Genomic DNA, 16,991 nt, shown 5'->3' on the forward strand with positions numbered 1-16,991 from the left:
TCCTTGATCCGCAACGACAGAGGGGCGGGCATCGCAGGGCTCCAGACCGGAATCGGAACCCTGTTGTCGCGTCTTGAGACCCGCCTATGTAGTTGCGCGGACCCGCCTACCTAATCGTCGCCGAACAGGCTGGCGTGAAAAGCGTGGGAAACGCTCGAACTGGCGCTGTAATGCCCCGGCTTCCAGGAATCAGCGCGTCTCGTGATTCCGCGCCATGACCCGATCAACGCCATCACCATGGGCGCGATCGCCCGTGATGCAGGTCTGACGCCAGAGCAGTTCCGGCAACTGCTCTGATGGCAGCCCGCGCCCACCTCCGCCTACAGCCGCTGCCCTGGCCCCTGGCGATCTGCACGCGGGCACCGCAGACAGGGCAGGCGCTCCTACATTTGATGCCTGATGCGTGAACATCAGATGCGCACCACCCTGCAGCTCGACGACGACATGCTGGCGGCGGCGCGGGTGCTGGCCCGGCAACAGCGCACCAGCCTGGATGCCGTGATCAGCGAGCTGGCACGCCAGGCCCTTGTGGCGCCAGCGCCAGGCTCCAGTTCGGGAGACCCGGGGGGCGACCACCGCAACGGCCTGCCCCTACTGCCCTGGAAGGAGAAGGGAGCACCGGTGGATCTGGAGCTCGTGAATCACCTGCGCGACGAGCTGGCGGCGCACCGCGGCGGCCGGCTGGTGAGCTTCGATCGCCGCCTCAGCGGCGAGGGCATTGCTGGCGGCCGCGAGGCCCTCTGGTTGATCGAGGCCTGAGACCGCTCAGGACGAACAGCTGTAGTGCGACACCCCTCCGGCGTTGAAGAATTCCCTGGGCTTCAGGCGGTCGTAGGTCGCCGCCAGCTCCGCAGGCAGCGCCTCGTAGGGATGGCGGAACACCTCCTGCAGCTCCCTGACCAGGCTGTAGTCCCCCTGCGCCGCCTGTTCATAGGCCGGGGCGATCAGCCATTCGCGCCAGGTGACCGCGGGATTCACGCGCTTCATCGCAGCGGCTGTCTCGCGGGGGTCGCCACTGCTGGTGATCTGCCCCCGCCAGCGTTGCAGCCAGCTCTTCCATTGGGCATCGAGCTCCTCTGAACAGGTCACATAGAAGCTCTCCTGCAGGGCCGAAACCTGCTCGGGGATATCAGACAGCCTGCGGAAGAAGATCGTGACGTCCACCTTGGAGCTCACCATCAGCTGCAGCAGCTCCTGCACCAGCTCGGCGTCGTAGCGGTTCAGGCCGAGCTTGCTGGCCCACATCGCCTCGAGCTCCTGACCCATCACTTCCGCGAAGCCCTCACGGATCTCATCCAGCCTTGCCAGCGCCTCGGTGTTGCCCTCGAGCAGGGGCCGCAGCGAGGCCCAGAACATCTGGAAGTTGGCTCTAGCGGCCACCGGTTGGTTGAAGAAGGAGAAATGCTGGCCGCCGCCGGTCCAGGGCTGGAAGCGGGGATCGAACAGTTCGCAGAAGCCGAAGGGGCCGTAGTCGAGGGTGTAGCCCCCCGCCGCGCAGTTGTCGCTGTTGAAATTGCCCTGGCAGTAGCCCACCCGCATCCAGTTCGCCACCAGAGACGTGAGCCGGCCGCGGAACAACCCCGCCAACTCCACCACCTGGTCGCTGAACGCCAGGGCCGGATCAATCTCCTGGCGGTAGTTGCGCTCGATCAGGTGCTGAACGATCATCCGCAGTTCGTTGCGCGCCTCTGGATGGGCACCGCTGCGGACGCGGCGGGCGAACAGCTCCAACTGGCCCACCCTCAGAAACGACGGCGCCACCCGGGTGGTGATCGCCGCCGGGTTGTCCACCAGGATGTCGGGATCGAACGAACGGGAGTTCGCCGAATACCAGGGCCGGCGCACAGTTTCCGATCGCGACACATAGAGCGTCAGCGAGCGGGAGGTGGGCACCCCAAGGGCATGCATCAACTCCTGCGCCAGAAACTCGCGCACGCTGGAGCGCAGCACGGCGCGGCCATCGGCGCCGCGGCAGTAGGGCGTGGGGCCACCGCCCTTGAGTTGCATCTCCCAGCGCCGGCCGCTAAAGACGCCTTCGAACACGGAAATGGCCCGGCCATCGCCATAGCCGTTGCCGGTGCCGAACGGGCACTGCTGGATGTATTCGCTGCCGTAGATCGAGAGGGCATAACCGGTGGCCCAGCCGTACGGGCGCATCGGCGCCTGCGACGCCGTGATGTCACCGGAGAACAGCCGGCGGAACGGGTCGTCGTGGGCGAGCCCATCGCCCAGGCCCAGCTCATGGAAGAGGGTGCTGCTGTGCGCCACGAGCTCCGGCTCCAGCAGCGGGGTGGGTGTCACCGGCACGTAATGGCCGGAGAACACCTGACGGGGCCGGTGATCCTGGCCGCCGGCGGTGGCCTGGGGATCCGCCCGCAGGGAATCCAGCAGCGAATAGTCGGCCCGCTGGGCGAACGCCGCGAACGTGGTTGTCGGTACGGCGGTGGGCGCTGCTGTCTGCACTGTGGTGGACGCGGCTGTCGGCACGGGTCTCTCGGGTGTGGCGCGGCCTGGGCAGGGCCCTGACGCTGAGATCACCATCCTGGCGACGTTGCGGCCATCACTGGCGACATTGCGGCCATCACGCCGGTTGTGCGGTTACAGGTGCGTTCAAGCCTGAACGCGGCGTGGGCGGTTTAGCGTTGAACCATGGACTTCCAAGGGCAGATCACCATCAACCCTGCCGTGCGCTTCGGCAAGCCCTGCGTTCGCGGTACCAGGATCACGGTGGGGGATGTGCTCGGCTTTCTTGCCAGCGGCATGGGGGAAGCGGAACTGCTGGAGGACTTCCCGCAGCTCAGCCATGACGACGTGCTGGCTTGCCTGGCCTGTGCAGCAGATCGGGAACGCCTACTCCTCAGCCTGACCACGGCGGCGTGAGCGTCCAGTGCCCCTGCAAGCGATCTTTTCCTAGGCAGGATTGGATTTGAACAGTCTTCAGAAGTTGTTCTGTTGGCGATCGTCTTTCTCCTGTCTGTCCTGGCGAAGCTTGAAGGCCGCTCAATCTGGCTTCTGAGCCATCTCGCCTCGATCAGTTTTGCCATCTGTTTGCGACACCCTTCGGCGCTGCGGGCAGCAGCGGGGTGGGGTCCACCGCCACCAGGCCCTGCGGTTGCCGTTGGCGCAGTTCCAGATGCAGATGGGGGGTGCTGGCGTTACCGCTCTGGCCCACCTGGCCCAGGGGTTGTCCGGCGCGCACGCTCTCGCCCTGCTCCACGGACGCCCTCAGCAGGTGGCCGTAGAGGCTCGACCAGCCCCCACCGTGATCGATCAGCACCGTGAGGCCGTAGCCATCGATCACGGCCACCCGCTGCACCCGGCCCGCCAGCACCGCCAGCACCGCGGTGCCCTCGTCGGCGATCAGATCCAGCCCGGTGTGCATCCGCCAGGCGCCCCGCGCCGTCGAATACCGCCAGCCCCAGGGATCCTGCTCAAAGGCCCCAACGGCCATGGGGTAATGGAGTGGCCCTGGAAGGCTCAGCCCGACATCGCCGGGCCCGGGCGGTGGCGTCTGGAGGGCAAGATCCCCCACGGCCACGACCCCAGGAACCAGCGTGGGCCGCTCGGGCCTGGCGGGCGCCATCAAGGGCGTGGGCGTTCTGGCGGGGGAGGGGATGGCCGGGGCCGGCGGCAGCAGGGCGGCGGGCCCGGGCTCCCGCTCAGCCCCCGCCCCACTGGCCGAATCGGGGATCAGCGGCTCGGGCAGCGGCAGCGCGGCGCTCGGTGCCGCACCCGCCGGCACGCCCAGCAGTGCGAGCAGCAGAACCGGTACCCAGCGGCGGCGTGCAGGGGCCATCGAACAGGCCAGTGGCAGCTGCGTTGTACCGCCTCCCGGGGGCCCATGCCCGCAACCGCCACCCAGGGTGCGATAGCGGGACTGCTCCTGCACCAGCTTTGGCGAGCTCTGGGGCTCCCTGCTGGCGGGGACCGGGCGCCTGAGGCGGCGGGGCAAACTGCGGCGGTTCTAGCCTCGCCCCCATCGCAAGCCGACGTCATGAAGCTGCCGGAAGGCTGGCGGATCTACGCCCTGGTTCTGGGACTGAACGTGCTGGCGCTCTCGCTCTGGTGGGTGGATCGCGACGTGGTGCCCCACCCCTCCGCCGGCGGCATGGGCGCCTGGATCGCCGCCCGCCTGGGATCCTGAGTTGCCCGTGATCACGATGAACCGCCAACACCTAAGGCCACTGGTCGCCCTGCTGGCCCTGCTGCCGGCGGCGCACGCCGTGGCTGCGCTGGCGGCCACACCCTCCCCTACCCCGCTCGAGGGCACCGCCTGGGTGCTGGAGCGGCTGGGGCAGCGCCAGCCCCAGAACGGCACCACCATCACCCTGCGCTTTGAGGCTGGCCGGGTGGCGGGCAGCGACGGTTGCAACCGCTTCGGCGCCCCCGTCACGGTCCGGGGGACGGGCCTGCAGGTGTCGTCCCGGGGCCTGAGCACCAAAATGGCCTGCCCGCCGGCGGTGATGCAGCAGGCCGAAGCCTTCCAGACGGCGCTCGCCAGCAGCCGGGGTTTCCGCCTCGACGGCGAGCGCCTGCGGCTGCTCTCGGCCGACGGCCGGCCCCTGCTGGTGCTGGTGGCCCAGTCGCAGCGGCTGGTGGGCAGCACCTGGCGGGTGGCGGGCTTCAACAACGGCCGCCAGGCGCTGGTGAGTCCGATCCTGGGCACCAGCCTCTCGTTGCGGGTCGTCAAGGACGGCCAGCTGGCCGGTTCGGCGGGCTGCAACCGCTTCACCGCGCCGATGCAACTGGAGGGCACCCGCGTCCGCATCGGCACCCCGGTGACGACCAGAAAGCGCTGCGCCGGCGCCGGGGTGATGGAGCAGGAGCAGCAGTTCCTGGCCGCCCTGCCGACGGCCGCCAGCCTGCGGCTCGAAGGGGAGTCCCTGGAACTGCGCCGGTCCGACGGCGCCATCGCCCTCAGCCTGCGGCGCGTTCCGGGGCCCTGAGAACCGCGTATGGATCTGCCAAGGGTGGTGTTCTTCGGTCGCACCGGGGCTGACGCGCTGGCGTTCTTCAACCTCGATCTGGCGGCCTGGCGGGGACGCAGGGTGCTCGATTGCCCCGGCGGACCCGGTTCCTTCACCGCCCTGGCCCGCGCCGCCGGGGTGGAGAGCGTGGCGGCCGATCCCCTGTACACCCTGTCGTTGCCGGAGCTGGAGCGCCGCTGCCGCGACGACGTCGCCTTCACCATGGAGCGCCTGGCCCAGAGCCCGACGCTGCGGCCGGACTTTGATCAGGCCCGGTTCCGCCAGGGGAAGATGGAGGCCCTCGAAACCTTTCTGGCCGACCGGCGGGAGTATCCGCAGGCCTACCGCGCCGCGGCGCTGCCCTCCCTGCCCTTCGCGGCGGCCAGCTTCGATCTGGTGCTCTGCGGCCATCTGCTGTTCTGTTATGCCCCGATCGCCGACGGCGGCCTCAGCGAACAGCCCGACTTCAACCTCGACTGGCACCGGCGCGCCCTGGCCGAACTGCTGCGGGTCAGCCGGCAGGAGGTGCGGATCTATCCCGCCCACACGATCGAACGCCACCCCCGGGTGCATCCCTGGGTGCAGCCCCTGCTCGCCTCCCTGCCGCCGGGGTGGCAGGGGCACCTGGAGCCCACCACCTACGACGAAGGCTTCGAGGGCGAGACGCCGATGCTGCGGCTGCGGCGCTAGATCGCGCCTTCCCCCTGCGGGCCAGGGGCCCATTGATCACGAATCCCACACTAAATTTCGTAAAATTCGATACAAAAAGCGGGGAATGTAACGGGTCGTGGCTGGTTTTCGCCCCTGGAGACACACTGACAAAAAACTGCACCAGGAGTGAATTCCCATGACGTATCTGACCTGGAGGCGGGAGCTGGTGCGCTCCGCCATCGATCAGATGCTCGCTGCCACCGATCCCGACCGCGGCCCCTTCGGTGATGGGGGTGTGCTGTTCAACGCGATGATGCAGGACCTGAGCGAGAGCCTGCCGGCGCTGGAGATCGTGGCGGCCGCCAACGACATCCTCACCGCCCACCGGGGCTTCTGCGAGGGGCGCAGCTGCGAGGTGGCCCAGGCCCTCAAGGTGTGCCTGTCGATGCCCGCCGAGAAACAGGGCCTGGAACGAAGGCTCGTGCTCGACCGCGAGCGGGTGGAGCAGAACGCCCTCAGCCATGACGCCAGCCTGCTGCTGGTCTGGGATGGCCGGCGCACCAGCGCCATCGAGGAGCTCGGCGTCGCCGCCCTCAGCGAGCGCTTCCCCTGCCAGGGCAGCGAGGCCCGCTGGACCACCGGCGAGTTCGTGGCCCTGCTGGAGTCCCGTGCCCTGCAGTGCCGCCGCACCCGGGTGGCCCAGGAAATCGTGGCGGAGGATCCCGCCACTGCCCCCTCCGGCGGCACCGTGGTGCTGGTGTTCCCCACCGATCCCGGCACGCGTCCCTGGGTCGCCACCGTGGCCGTGGCCCTGCCCACGGAGGAGCTTCCCGAGAGCGAACCCCCCACCCTCGACGGCTACCAGGCCATGCGGGTGCTGGTGGGTCCCACCAGCACGTCGGCATAACGGCCGAAAGCCTCCCCCTCGCTGAGGAACAGCCGGGGGATCACCAGTTCACACTCCAGCAGCAGCAGCTCGCCGCCCTCGTCCCGAATCCCGTCGATGCGGGCGTAGGGCAGCACCCCGAAGCGCCGCCGCAGGCGTTCCTCCACCGCAGTGGCCCAGCCCTGTTCCGCCGCACTCGCCTGCCGCAGCCGGTTGCGGCCTCCGAAGCCTTCGTGGGCGATCCAGCCCCCCGCCGCCACGCTCTTGGCCACGGCGTGGGAGAAATGTCCACCGAGGAACACAGCGCTGAACTCCCCCGCCCGGCAGATCTCCGGCAGAAAGCGCTGCAGGCACACCTCCCCGTCCTGCGCCAGCCGCTCCAGCCAGCCATCGGCGTCCGCGGCCTCCGCAGCCGTACTGCCATCAGCCGCGGTGATCGCCAGGCGCGGACCCTCCCGGCGCACCCGGTAGGTGTGCCAGCTCCTGGCGCCGATCGCCGGCTTGAGCACTGCCTCGCTCCAGCCGCACGCCTCCAGAAGCCCCGCCAGCGAACCGCGCCAGCCGGCTGGAAGCCAGCGGCTGGGAATCAGGGCCACCCCCTCCCGCTCCAGCTGGGGCAGGTAATCACGCTTGGTGTGACCCGCCAGAATCACCGGCAGCGGATTGGCCAGTGGCACCCCGAGGCTGGCGAGCTGTTCCGCCAAGGCGCCGATGCGGGGCAGGAAGTCGGGGTGGCGATGGCTGTCACGGCAGTCACGCACGCTGACCCGATCGAAGCGCCTCCAGTCGGTGGTGTCGCCGTTGGTGAGGGATGGCAGGGGCACCAGCTCACTGGCGATGCCGCGGTCGGCGAGGAAGGCCCGCAGGGCCGGCGTCTCGTCGTGGATCCGCCCCAGGTGCAGCAGCGCGATCAGGCCGGCAGGATGCCCCACTCACGTTTCACCTGCACGCTGGTGATCTCCCAGGCCTCCTCGGCCGCCACGACCGGGCCATGGTGGTCGACCGGCCTCAGTCCCCGCCTGGCGAATTCGTTCTGCAGCAACAGCTGGAAGAGAACGCTCTGGGACACCAGCCCGTTGAGACGCTCCTCGCCCCCCACCCGGTCCATCAACACCGGATGGCCCTGGCAATCGCGCAGGGCCCGCAACTGCTGCTGCAGCCAGACCCGCTCGTACTGGAGCATGGCGTCGTTGCAGCGGGACAGGTTCTCCCGATAGCAGCCGGCATGGCACTTGATGGCCCTTTCCGACAGGCCCGTGGCGGTGCCGGCGTCCTTGAGACGTTGCATCGCTTCGCTCAGAAAACTCACGGTTGTTCACTGATGGCTCAACAACGCTAGAAACAGCAACGGCCATTTCCCACGGACACGAGGCAGCGGCAATGATCCTTAGCGCAGGGGAAGAGAAGCCAAAGCCAGTGGCGGTTGCTACATCCTTTTGGCGATCACCGGCCCCGAGCCTGAGAGCCATTCTCATAGCCACTCTTCATAGCCACTCCTCATAGCCACTGCTTTCGGCGGAAATAGAGGAACAGGCTAAGGCTGATCAGGATCATCACCACCCACACCGAGTAGTACCCACCCCGCCACTCCAGCTCGGGCATCTCCTTGAAGTTCATGCCATAGACACCAGCAATGAAAGTGAGAGGGATGAAGATCGTGGAGATGATCGTCAGCACCTTCATCACCTCATTCATCCGATGGCTGAGGGTCGAAAGATAGGTGTCATGCATGCCCCCAAGAATGTCGCGGTGGGTTTCAACCAGATCGATGATCTGAATGCTGTGGTCATACAGATCGCGCCAGAACACCCGGCTCTCTGCTGTCAGCAGGGGAGATTCACTCTTGACGATCATGGCCACCTCCTCGCGGATCGGCCAGACGGCCTTGCGCAGGCTCAGAATGCCCCGCTTCAGACCATGGATCTCCTTAATGTCGCCGGGCTGGGGATCCTCCAGCAACCTGTCATCCACCTCCTCGATGATATCGCCCATCCGCTCGACGGCGAGAAAGTAGTGGTCGACAACGGCATCCATCAGGCAGTAGGCGAGGTAATCGGCCTTCATCCAGCGGATCCGCCCGCTGGCGGCGCGGATGCGGTCACGCACCCCATCAAACACATCGCCATCATCCTCAAGAAAGGAAATCACGAAGTGATCGCCGAGGATCACGCTCACATGTTCGATATCAATGGTCTGGCTATCTTCATCGAAAGCGATCATCTTCAGCGCCATGAAGACATAGCCCGGAAACTCCTCCACCTTTGGGCGCTGGGTGGTGTTGGCGATGTCCTCCAGGGTCATCGGATGAATCCCGAAGAATTCGCCGAGGCGCTCCACAAGGGCCACGTCATGGACGCCGCTGACGTTCATCCAGGTGATGCTGTCCTCGCGGACGACATCAGCGCAGCTCCGCACCGAGACATCCCTCTCTTCCGAGCAGCCATGGCCGTCGTAGTGGATAACATCGATCTGCACCTTCGCCAGCCGCTGCTCACCCACGAACTCGATCGCACCGGGGATGGCTCCGGGCCTGATCCGCCTGGCGCGGATGCCGCCGGTGCCGGCGGAGCTACGGAGACGTGATGGTTTTCTCGACGGCCTGGTCTTCATCGCCCGGCCCGGATGCAACAGGGTGGCAGGGAGCCTATCGGCATCCCAGGCTCAGAGAAAGTCGGGCCGCAGCCGATGGCTGCGCTCCAACGACTGCTGCAGCTCCGACCATTGCTCTCCAGCCACCATGGCTTCGAGGGTCTCCAGGGATCGCCGGTAGTGCCCCAGGGCCTCCAGCAGCGCCGCCCGGTTGCTGCGCGCCATCAACATCCCCAGCTCCGGATTGCCACCACCGACGCGGGTGGTGTCGGCAAAACCGCTGGAGGCCAGGGCCCGCACCAGACCCGCCCCCTCAGCGGCCTCGCCGCCCCCGGCATCGGCCGCCTGCAGCAGGGCCGCCCCCACCAGCACCGGCAGATGGGAGATGAGGGCCACGGCGTGGTCATGGGCCTCGGCGTCGCAGCACAGCCAACGGGCCCCGAGGGCCTCCGCCAGCTGCCGCACCGCCTCCAGCGCCGCCGGATCGGTGCCCGACTCCGGGGTCGCCACCCAGGGCCTGCCGCGGAACAGACCCGGCTCCCCCGCCTCCACCCCGGCCCGGGCGGTGCCCGCCATCGGATGGGAGGCCACGAAGCGGGATGCACCAGAGCCGTCGCCGGCCGCCGCCAGCAGCTCCCGCCAGCGCCGCAGCACCGGCCCCTTCACCGAGCCCACATCGGTGATCACCGCCCCAACCGGCAGCGCCGCCAGAAGGGCGGGATCCGGATCCAGCAGGCGGTCGAGGGGCAGGGCCAGCACCACCAGGCCGCACCCCTCCAGCACGGCCGGATCGGTGCTCACCTCGGTGGCCAGCCCGCGCTCCCTGGCCCGCGCGGCGGTGGCCGGCCGGTGCACCAGGGCCCTCACCTGCGCTCCCGCCGCCGTCAGATCCAGCCCCAGGGAGCCCCCGATCAGCCCCAGGCCCACCACGCCCACCGGTTCGCGCTGCCAGAGGGGTGTCATCGTCGCTGCGGATCGGCTGGAGCCAGCTTCCTACGATCCAGCCATGTTGGAAGCCCGCGCCCACCAGCACCTCAAGGCTCTCCTGCAGCGAGAGGGGGTGGAACGCTGGCCCCATCACCTCACCTTGAGCCGGCTGGTGGCCCGCAGCCTGCGCCGCGCCGACCACACCCTGGTGCGCCTGGCCCCCGGCACCGCTCCGAGCTGGTGGATCAGCCTGCTGGTGCCCCTGGCCCTGAGCGAGACGCCCTTGGCCCTGGTGGTGACGCCGGCCCTGCGCCAGCGGTTGCTGCTGGTGGAATGGCCGCGCCTGCGCAGCGTGGGGCTGGAACTGGCCTGCTGGGAGGGGCCCGGGGCCCCGGCCGGCACCCGGCTGTGGCTGCTCGACCACCGGGAGCTGGTGGCGGCCTGGCGCCACGGCGAGCTGGGGGATCGGCAGCTGGTGATTCCCGAGGCCGAGTTGCTGGAGGTGGCCCTGCGCCAGGCCCTGGAGGTGGAACTGGAGTCCCGGCACTGGGATCAGCTGCGCCGCGCCCAGCCCAGCGCCGAAGCCTGCCTGCTCCAGCTGCATGAACGGCTCAGCCGCCGGGTGCTGGCCCATCCCCGCTCCCCCCACCGGCTGGTGGCCCTGGCCGATGACGACGAAGCCCCCCTGCGCCACCTGCTGCGCCTGCTGGAACCCCTGCCGGACCCGTGGCCCCGCTGGCTGAGCGCCGGCGCCGGCTGGAGCAGCTGGGCCCGGGTGGAGCCGACGTTGCTGCAGTGGAACCTGCTGCGCCAACCGCTCGAACCCCTGGGCGAACTGGCTGGCCTGCTGGTGGGTCGGGGGGCAGTGCTGATCGGTGAGCTGGCCACCGGCCGGGCAGCGGAGGGCCAACCCGCCGCCGCTGCCGCCCTGGGGCTGGAGCCGGCCGTGGTGGTGGATCTGGCCGACCCTCCCCTGTCCGACCCCCTGCCCCTGTTCGCCCCCTTGCGCCAGCCGCTGCCCAACAGCCCCCATTACGCCCAGCACCTGCTGGAGCAGGGCCGGCGGCTGGTGTTGGGCCAGAGCGGCCTGACCGTGGTGCTGATCGACGATTCGGCCCTGTGCCTGGGTCTGGCCAGCGGCCTGGCCGCCGAGTTCGGCAGCCGGGTGTGCCACCAGAACCTGACCCCAGAAAGCAACGGTGTGGTGTGCTGCAGCTGGGACTGGTGGCTGGAGCAGCAGCCGCGGCTGCCCCTGCCCTGCCAGGTGGTGGTGGGGCTGCTGCCGATCGCCAGCCTGGAGGATCCGCTCACGGCCGCCCGGGTCGGGGTGCTGCGCCAGCAGGGCCGCGACTGGTTCCGGGAACTGCTGCTGCCGGAGGCCCTCAACCGGCTGCAGCGGGGTGTGGCCGGGCTGCGCCGCAGCGGCGGACGGCTGGCGGTGCTGGATGGCCGCCTGCGGGGCCGCAGCTGGGGACGACTGGTGTTCACCGCCCTCGAACCCTGGGTGGAACTGTCCCGGCTGCGGCCCGACCCCTAGCCTGCCTCCAGTTGCCGTCTGAACCCTGATGGGGGAAGCCAAACGCCGGGCCGAACAGGGACTGCCGCCCCGGGACAAGCCACGCGTCAGCAAAGCCAAGGACGTCGACACCTCGCCCCGGATCGTCGCCTGGCTGCCCCTGACCCGCAACCAGGCCTCCCGCTTCGTGGCGATCACCACCAAGGGCGCCTGGATCGGCATCGGCGGCCTGGCCCTGTTCTGGGTGACGGTGCGCTTCATCGGCCCCGCGGCCGGCTGGTGGAGCCTGTCGGACGGCTGAGGGCGGGGTGCCGGTCTCCACAGATGAGCATTTGCGCCTAGCACGAATCGGAAGAAATCCTTATGATCTGCGGATTGTGATGGACACCTTCCATGTTTCTCCGGCTGGCCGAGCAATACCGCTCGGCCGTTGAGGATCTGATCCTGAGCCTGCAGGCCCTGGCCGTATCCCTGAAGAAACAGGGCCATGTGGCCACCTGCTACACCTGCGGCGATGGCCGCGACGGCCATGGCGCCTCCTTCGTGGCCGACCTGGGCGACAACCACATGGTGCGGCTGCTGGTCTCCGATTTCGGCATCAGCTGGGTGGAATCCCGCAACGGCCAGGAGCTGGTCAAGCTGGAGGGGGCCGACGCCATCCAGGAACTGCAGCGGGTGGTGCTGGTGCTGCAGCCCTCCACGGAAACGGTCTCGGGCCCTTCGCGAACCAGCCAAGCCTCCCTGCCGGCCCAGCCCTGAGCTGGGCCCTTCACCCCTGGAGCCCGATGTTCAGCCGGCGGCGGGCAGCTCCTCCAGTTCAGCGGCGTCCTCGCCAGCCTGGGGCTTGGCCGCCGCCAGCTTGGCCGCCGCCGCCAGCGGCTTCATGGAGTTGGCGGTGACCTCGGAACCCTCGGTGAGCCTCTTGCGGGTGAGCTGCTCGATCACCTCCTTCGGCCCGGGGTTCTGCTCCAGCCAGGTGATCGTGTTGTCGCGGCCCTGGCCGATGTTGTCGCCCTCGTAGCTGTACCAGGCGCCCTTGCGGGTGACCACACCCGTTTCCTCCGCCAGATCCAGCAGACAGCCCAGGGTGCTGATGCCGCGGCCGAAGAGAATGTCGAACTCGGCGATCCGGAAGGGGGGCGCCACCTTGTTCTTGGCCACCTTCACCTTGGCCCGGATGCCGTACTCCTCGGTGCCGCGCTTGAGGGTCTGGATGCGACGGATGTCGAGCCGCACCGAGGCATAGAACTTGAGGGCGTTACCACCGGTGGTGGTTTCCGGGTTGCCGTAGGTGACGCCGATCTTCTGGCGCAGCTGGTTGAGGAAGATCACCGTGCAGCCGGATTTGCCGATGTTGCCGGTGATCTTGCGCATGGCCTGGCTCATCAGGCGGGCCTGGCTGCCCACCGCCAGATCGCCCATCTCCCCCTCGATCTCCGCCCGGGGCGTCAGGGCCGCCACCGAGTCGACGACGACGATGTCGACGGCGGCCGAGCGCACCAGCTGGTCGACGATCTCCAGGGCCATCTCGCCGGTGTCCGGCTGGGAGACCAGCAGGTTCTCGATGTCGACACCCAGGGCGGCGGCATAGACCGGATCGAGGGCGTGCTCGGCGTCGACGAAGGCCGCCACACCGCCGCGCTTCTGAACCTCGGCGATGGCGTGGAGGGTGAGGGTGGTCTTGCCGGAGCTCTCCGGCCCGTAGACCTCCACCACCCGACCCTTGGGATAGCCGCCCCCCAGGGCCAGATCGAGGGTGAGGGCCCCGGTGGGGACCGTTTCCACCCGCATGCGGGAGGCATCGCCCAGCCGCATGATCGACCCCTTGCCGAAGTTGCGCTCGATCTGGGTCAGCACCAGGCCCAGGGCCTTGTCGCGCTCAGCGGCGGCCTTGGGGTCGCCGCTGGGGGCAGCGGCGGAGACGTACGAGGTGGACGTGGAGGGAGAGCCGGAGGAGGCAGCGGAGGCGGAGGAGGCCCTGGAATCGGCAGGCATGGTGGGGATGGGTGATGGAACGGGCCGCTGCAGGCTGGAGCCGTCGAAGCGGTGGGTGGAGGCGAAGATGGGGGGCCGGAACCGGGCGCCATCCTGCGGCCTCTGGACAACCAGTGCCACCCGGAGACTCCGGCGTATCAATCTGTAGTACGGGCGTACTCTAGCGGCTCATGGCCATTGCGCCAGGGGGGCCTCGAAAGCGGCGGGCTCCAGCCAGCGGATCCCCAGGGGGGCCAGTCCCTCCCCGTCCCCCGGGCCCAGGTACCCCCACGCCACCAGGTAGCAGCGCACCGCCTCCAGCCCCGGCGTCCGCCGCACCAGCTCCAGGGTGGGACGGCGGTCCTCCACGAACCACAGGGGGCGCTCGCCTGGATCCCGCTCCGCCACCAGCCGCCCCAGCACCGACGGCTTGCTGCCCTGTTCGTGGCCGTAGAGGGCCAGGGGCTTCAGACCAGCAGCGGCCAGCAGGCGGGCGGCGAAGGCCCCGCCCTTGGTGGTGAGCACGGCCCAGTCGGCCCCCTCCGCCGCCAGCTGGCCCAGGCGCTCCCGCACACCGGGATAGAAGCGGTGCAGGGCCAGCCAGGCGTCCAGGTCGGTGGCGATCGCCTCCTGGCGCAGGTCCTCGAGCGCCCGCTGCAGCTGCTCGGTGCTCCAGCCCCAGCGCTCCAGGGCCCTGGCCAGGAAGGTGTCGTAGTCGGCCAGGGCGGCGTTGAGATCCATTTCGGGCCGCCCCAGCTCGGCGGCCATCAGCACCATCTCCCAACCCTTGTGGATCAGGGGCCGCAGCTGGGCGAAGCCCGCCGGTGCCTGCTCCGGCAGCTGCCACAGGGCGGTGGCGACGCTGGCGGCGCCCCCGCCAGCCACCAGGGCCAGGGCCGCCCGGCGGGCCGACCACCAGTACTCGGCCATGCCGTCCACCAGCACGCCATCGAAATCGAACACCAGCAGAGGGCGTTCAGGCACCGGCGCGAAAGGGAGAAAAAACTGGGCCGCTAGGATTCGAACCTAGGAATGTCGGGACCAAAACCCGATGCCTTACCGCTTGGCGACGGCCCAATCAACCCATGGGGTGGGGAAAGACGTCGGTCCGTAACCGGCGCCTTGCTAGTTACCCACAGCGGCTGGTCCTTCGTCAACTCGCCCGTGTCCACCCTGGCGGCAGGCCCCTTCAGGCGGGAAAGACACGCAGCCGCTGCTGACGGCCGCGGCCAAAGACCGCACTGCGCAACCGGTAGTGGTGCACCAGCTCGGCCTGGAGGGCCCGCACCGCTTCATTGCGGGGCAGCAGCTCCACCGGCCGCCCCTGGGGCAGCACCACCTGCTCCACCGCCAGCCGGCATTCCTCCAGGGCCGCATGGGCGTCATCCGGGCGGGCCGCGCCGACACCGACCGGATCATCGCCATCCACCGCGCCGCCTGCCCCCTGGCGCCGCTCCAGCAGGCGTTCCATGGCCCGCTGCAGCTGGTGGGGCGTGTCCGACTTGATCACCAGGATCGGCAGGCCCAGGTCGCGGGCCTGGCGCCGCAGCTCGGGATCAAGGCCCAGCTGGCCGCGCACGCTCAGCACCGCATCGGCCTGCTCCGGCTCCTCCACCACCTGCACCGGCAGCTGACGACGCCGCACCGCCTCCTCCAGCTGCTCGGCCGCCAGACCCACGCCGAAGACCCGCAAGGCCGGCACCGCCGGGGCGGCGCTGACCACCGCAGGCCGGGGTTCCACCGGATCGGGCAGGGGCAGCACCGCCAGAGGAGCGGGACCGGGACGCCGGGGGGCCACCGCCGTGGCCCAGGCGGGCGGCGGGGCCGGACGGGCGGGGCCGTCGTCACGCAGCATCAGGCGGCCGTCGCTGCCGAGCTCGCGCGCCTGGGGGTGGGTGGGCTGGCCGCGCAACAGCAGATCCACGGTGCCGGCCACATCGCGGTGCACGAGCCAGCGGTGGCGGCTGTGCATCTCCACCGCCAGGGGGAAAGTGGGCTCGGCGGCCCGTTCCAGCACGGTCTTCTGGGTGCGGCGGCGGCGGGCCTCCTCGTCCCCCAGGGTCACCGACTGGATCCCGCCCACCAGATCGCTGAGGGTGGGGTTGCGGATCAGGTTGGCCAGTTCGTTGCCGTGGGCCGTGGCCACCAGCATCACGCCCCGTTCGGCGATGGTGCGGGCCGCCTGGGCTTCCAGTTCGGTGCCGATCTCATCGATCACGATGACCTCGGGCATGTGGTTCTCCACCGCCTCGATCATCACCTGGTGCTGCAGCTCCGGGCGCGCCACCTGCATGCGCCGGGCCCGCCCGATGGCGGGGTGGGGGATGTCGCCGTCACCGGCGATCTCGTTGCTGGTGTCGATCACCACCACCCGGCGCTGCAGGTCGTCGGCGAGCACCCGGGCGATCTCGCGCAGGGCCGTGGTCTTGCCCACCCCAGGGCGGCCCATCAGCAGCAGCGACTGCCCGGTGTCCAGAAGGTCGCGCACCATCGCCACGGTGCCGAACACCGCCCGACCCACCCGGCAGGTGAGCCCCACCACGTCACCGGTGCGGTTGCGGATGGCGCTGATGCGGTGCAGGGTGCGCTCGATGCCGGCCCGGTTATCGCCGCCGAAAGGGCCGAGGCGGCTGATGACGCCAGCCAGGTCGTCGCGACTGATGGGCCGTGGGTCCAGGTCAATGGTGCGACCGGGGAAGCGGGCCTCCGGCGGCCGGCCCAGATCGAGCACCACCTCCAACAGCTGCTCAGACCCCCCACCGGCGGCGAGCCCGCGCTTCACGGGCTCAGGAAGCAAGGCGATCAGCCGATCAAGGTCGTCGGCGACCCGCTGGGGCAGCATCGTGACCCCGGCCGGAGGCAAGGAAGAGGGTGGGGATGGCAGGGCAGCAAGCTCCTGTCGATGGGCCTGATCAAGCGAGCGCCCAGGGCCGCTCGTGATCATTCGGTGGCGTCAGATTAGGCACGCCTTCAACAGATCCGCACCGCGCCCCATGGAGCATGCCCTTCCCGAGCACGGCACCCTGCTGCACGTCGGCTGCGGATCAAAACACATCGACCGCACCCCCTTCGCCGGCAGTCACTGGCAGGAGGTGCGTTTCGACATCAACCCTGACGTGACTCCCGACCTGGTGGGAAGCCTCACGGATCTGGGTGCCGTAGCGGACGCCTCAATCGACGCCGTCTTCTCCTCCCACAACCTTGAGCACCTGTATGCCCATGAGGTCCCCAGGGCCCTGGCGGAGTTCCGGCGTGTCCTGCGTCCAGGAGGAATCGCAGTGATCACTTGCCCCGATCTGCAGACGGTGGCGGCCCTGGTGGCGGAGGACCGGCTGGTGGATACGGCCTACTTGAGCGGCATGGGACCGATCACCCCCCTCGACATGATTTATGGCCACCGTGCCTCGCTGGAGGCCGGCAATCTGTACATGGCCCACCGCTGCGGGTTCACCCTCAAGGTGCTGCAGGCGACGATGCGGGC

19 protein-coding genes, 1 tRNA gene and 1 pseudogene are annotated in these 16,991 nt (G+C 69.3%); 11 read left to right on the forward strand and 10 right to left on the reverse strand.

The annotated features are described in order from the left end of the window. Nucleotides 1-399: 399 nt before the first annotated feature. Nucleotides 400-759 (forward strand): hypothetical protein, encoded by a 360-nt coding sequence (locus KBZ12_RS14165; protein WP_254958645.1) that lies wholly within the window; start codon nt 400-402, stop codon nt 757-759. Nucleotides 760-765: 6 nt separating this feature from the next. On the opposite strand, the gene KBZ12_RS14170 is transcribed toward KBZ12_RS14165, so the two are convergent. Beyond that, nucleotides 766-2,541, reverse strand: a complete 1,776-nt coding sequence (locus KBZ12_RS14170) for a YdiU family protein (protein WP_254958646.1) — start codon at nt 2,539-2,541, stop codon at nt 766-768. 108 nt (nt 2,542-2,649) lie between these two features. On the opposite strand from KBZ12_RS14170, the gene KBZ12_RS14175 reads away from it, so the two are divergent. Continuing rightward, nucleotides 2,650-2,880: a DUF433 domain-containing protein gene (locus tag KBZ12_RS14175; RefSeq protein ID WP_254958647.1), complete on the forward strand. Its 231-nt coding sequence runs from the start codon at nt 2,650-2,652 to the stop codon at nt 2,878-2,880. 151 nt (nt 2,881-3,031) lie between these two features. Here the strand turns inward: KBZ12_RS14175 and KBZ12_RS14180 are convergent, their stop codons facing one another. Further along, nucleotides 3,032-3,796 (reverse strand): M23 family metallopeptidase, encoded by a 765-nt coding sequence (locus KBZ12_RS14180; protein ID WP_254958648.1) that lies wholly within the window; start codon nt 3,794-3,796, stop codon nt 3,032-3,034. 198 nt (nt 3,797-3,994) lie between these two features. Between KBZ12_RS14180 and KBZ12_RS14185 the strand changes: the two genes are divergently transcribed. The 4 genes from KBZ12_RS14185 (at nt 3,995) to KBZ12_RS14200 (ending at nt 6,525) form a co-directional block, all read left to right on the forward strand. Further along, nucleotides 3,995-4,144 (forward strand): hypothetical protein, encoded by a 150-nt coding sequence (locus KBZ12_RS14185; RefSeq protein ID WP_254958649.1) that lies wholly within the window; start codon nt 3,995-3,997, stop codon nt 4,142-4,144. A gap of 16 nt (nt 4,145-4,160) precedes the next feature. Continuing rightward, nucleotides 4,161-4,946 carry an META domain-containing protein gene (locus KBZ12_RS14190; RefSeq protein WP_254958650.1) on the forward strand — a complete coding sequence of 262 codons (786 nt, stop codon included), beginning with the start codon at nt 4,161-4,163 and terminating at the stop codon, nt 4,944-4,946. A 9-nt stretch (nt 4,947-4,955) separates the two neighbouring features. Continuing rightward, nucleotides 4,956-5,657, forward strand: coding sequence for a class I SAM-dependent methyltransferase (locus KBZ12_RS14195; protein WP_254958651.1), 702 nt, complete (start codon nt 4,956-4,958; stop codon nt 5,655-5,657). Nucleotides 5,658-5,814: 157 nt separating this feature from the next. Then, nucleotides 5,815-6,525: a hypothetical protein gene (locus KBZ12_RS14200; RefSeq protein WP_254958652.1), complete on the forward strand. Its 711-nt coding sequence runs from the start codon at nt 5,815-5,817 to the stop codon at nt 6,523-6,525. Here KBZ12_RS14200 and KBZ12_RS14205 read toward each other — a convergent pair. From KBZ12_RS14205 to corA, 3 genes are all read right to left on the reverse strand, one after another. Beyond that, nucleotides 6,477-7,436: a RimK family alpha-L-glutamate ligase gene (locus tag KBZ12_RS14205; RefSeq protein ID WP_254958653.1), complete on the reverse strand. Its 960-nt coding sequence runs from the start codon at nt 7,434-7,436 to the stop codon at nt 6,477-6,479. The two genes, KBZ12_RS14200 and KBZ12_RS14205, sit on opposite strands and share 49 nt — an antisense overlap. Beyond that, nucleotides 7,415-7,813, reverse strand: coding sequence for a hypothetical protein (locus KBZ12_RS14210; RefSeq protein WP_254958654.1), 399 nt, complete (start codon nt 7,811-7,813; stop codon nt 7,415-7,417). The genes KBZ12_RS14205 and KBZ12_RS14210 overlap by 22 nt, the downstream gene beginning before the upstream one ends. Before the next feature lie 188 nt (nt 7,814-8,001). Next, nucleotides 8,002-9,003 (reverse strand): magnesium/cobalt transporter CorA, encoded by a 1,002-nt coding sequence (gene corA / locus KBZ12_RS14215; RefSeq protein WP_254958687.1) that lies wholly within the window; start codon nt 9,001-9,003, stop codon nt 8,002-8,004. Here corA and KBZ12_RS14220 point away from each other — a divergent pair. Further along, nucleotides 8,947-9,087, forward strand: a complete 141-nt coding sequence (locus KBZ12_RS14220; RefSeq protein ID WP_254958692.1) for a hypothetical protein — start codon at nt 8,947-8,949, stop codon at nt 9,085-9,087. The two genes, corA and KBZ12_RS14220, sit on opposite strands and share 57 nt — an antisense overlap. Before the next feature lie 78 nt (nt 9,088-9,165). Here the strand turns inward: KBZ12_RS14220 and KBZ12_RS14225 are convergent, their stop codons facing one another. After that, entirely contained in the window at nt 9,166-10,056 is an 891-nt protein-coding gene (locus KBZ12_RS14225; RefSeq protein WP_254958655.1) for a prephenate/arogenate dehydrogenase, read from the reverse strand. 43 nt (nt 10,057-10,099) lie between these two features. Between KBZ12_RS14225 and KBZ12_RS14230 the strand changes: the two genes are divergently transcribed. The 3 genes from KBZ12_RS14230 (at nt 10,100) to KBZ12_RS14240 (ending at nt 12,295) form a co-directional block, all read left to right on the forward strand. Then, nucleotides 10,100-11,557: a helicase gene (locus KBZ12_RS14230; RefSeq protein WP_254958656.1), complete on the forward strand. Its 1,458-nt coding sequence runs from the start codon at nt 10,100-10,102 to the stop codon at nt 11,555-11,557. 28 nt (nt 11,558-11,585) lie between these two features. Further along, nucleotides 11,586-11,837: a DUF2839 domain-containing protein gene (locus KBZ12_RS14235; RefSeq protein ID WP_254958657.1), complete on the forward strand. Its 252-nt coding sequence runs from the start codon at nt 11,586-11,588 to the stop codon at nt 11,835-11,837. 92 nt (nt 11,838-11,929) lie between these two features. Next, nucleotides 11,930-12,295, forward strand: a complete 366-nt coding sequence (locus tag KBZ12_RS14240) for a DUF1815 family protein (RefSeq protein ID WP_254958658.1) — start codon at nt 11,930-11,932, stop codon at nt 12,293-12,295. 30 nt (nt 12,296-12,325) lie between these two features. Here the strand turns inward: KBZ12_RS14240 and recA are convergent, their stop codons facing one another. From recA to KBZ12_RS14260, 4 genes are all read right to left on the reverse strand, one after another. After that, complete coding sequence (gene recA, locus KBZ12_RS14245; RefSeq protein WP_254958688.1) at nt 12,326-13,531, reverse strand: recombinase RecA; 1,206 nt, start codon at nt 13,529-13,531, stop codon at nt 12,326-12,328. Between the two features lie 168 nt (nt 13,532-13,699). After that, nucleotides 13,700-14,494 carry an HAD family hydrolase gene (locus tag KBZ12_RS14250; protein WP_254958660.1) on the reverse strand — a complete coding sequence of 265 codons (795 nt, stop codon included), beginning with the start codon at nt 14,492-14,494 and terminating at the stop codon, nt 13,700-13,702. A gap of 21 nt (nt 14,495-14,515) precedes the next feature. Then, nucleotides 14,516-14,587: transfer RNA gene (locus KBZ12_RS14255), tRNA-Gln, on the reverse strand. A gap of 112 nt (nt 14,588-14,699) precedes the next feature. Next, complete coding sequence (locus KBZ12_RS14260; RefSeq protein WP_254958689.1) at nt 14,700-16,352, reverse strand: AAA family ATPase; 1,653 nt, start codon at nt 16,350-16,352, stop codon at nt 14,700-14,702. A 151-nt stretch (nt 16,353-16,503) separates the two neighbouring features. Between KBZ12_RS14260 and KBZ12_RS14265 the strand changes: the two are divergent. Then, nucleotides 16,504-16,782, forward strand: a pseudogene (locus tag KBZ12_RS14265) (class I SAM-dependent methyltransferase); the annotation flags it as partial. Between the last annotated feature and the right edge of the window lie 209 nt (nt 16,783-16,991).

Origin of the sequence: Cyanobium sp. Cruz CV13-4-11 (assembly GCF_024346055.1) — a bacterium.
In the GTDB taxonomy this organism is placed as follows: domain Bacteria; phylum Cyanobacteriota; class Cyanobacteriia; order PCC-6307; family Cyanobiaceae; genus Cyanobium.